Source organism: Seonamhaeicola marinus, from assembly GCF_008085455.1.
This window is the reverse complement of record NZ_VSDQ01000447.1, coordinates 1-471: the sequence shown is the minus strand read 5'-3', so window position 1 is coordinate 471 and position 471 is coordinate 1. Positions and strand designations below refer to the sequence as shown.

At 36.5% G+C, this 471-nt stretch carries 1 protein-coding gene; it reads right to left on the bottom strand.

The window, feature by feature from the left end; translation table 11 throughout:
- Window positions 1–428: tellurite resistance TerB family protein (locus tag FUA24_RS07640; RefSeq protein WP_187388214.1), on the bottom strand; the 428-nt coding region annotated here is incomplete at its 3' end.
- Window positions 429–471 lie beyond the last annotated feature (43 nt).

The following is a 471-nucleotide window of genomic DNA, read 5'->3' as shown; positions in this document are numbered from 1 at the left end:
AATTGCAAGCGCGACGGATGATCCATCATTTGCTTTATTTGTAAACACACTTGCCTTGTAGATACGCTTTGTTTGCTTATGTTTTTAAATAATTGAAATGCATGATTTGCACGCTCTTTACCATACATTGTTGCAAATTGTTGGCGTACATAATCTAGCTCTCTTTGGTCTTGTTTACCATCGGCCTTTATAACTATTGATGCTAAAATAAGTAAGCTAACTTCAAAATCGCCCGATTGTGTTTGGGGGCGTTCTGCTCTACCATTATACGTTGGCCTTTTTTGTTGTTTTCCTTCACCTAAAAACGTATCGGTATTACCGTTTGACATTGCATCAACAATACTTCCTAAGGCAACACCAATAATGGCACCAATGGGGCCACCAAAAGACCACCCAAGCGCACCACCAATCCATTTTGAAACACTCATAATAATTATAAATTTTATTTATTGGTAAATATAATATTAGTTA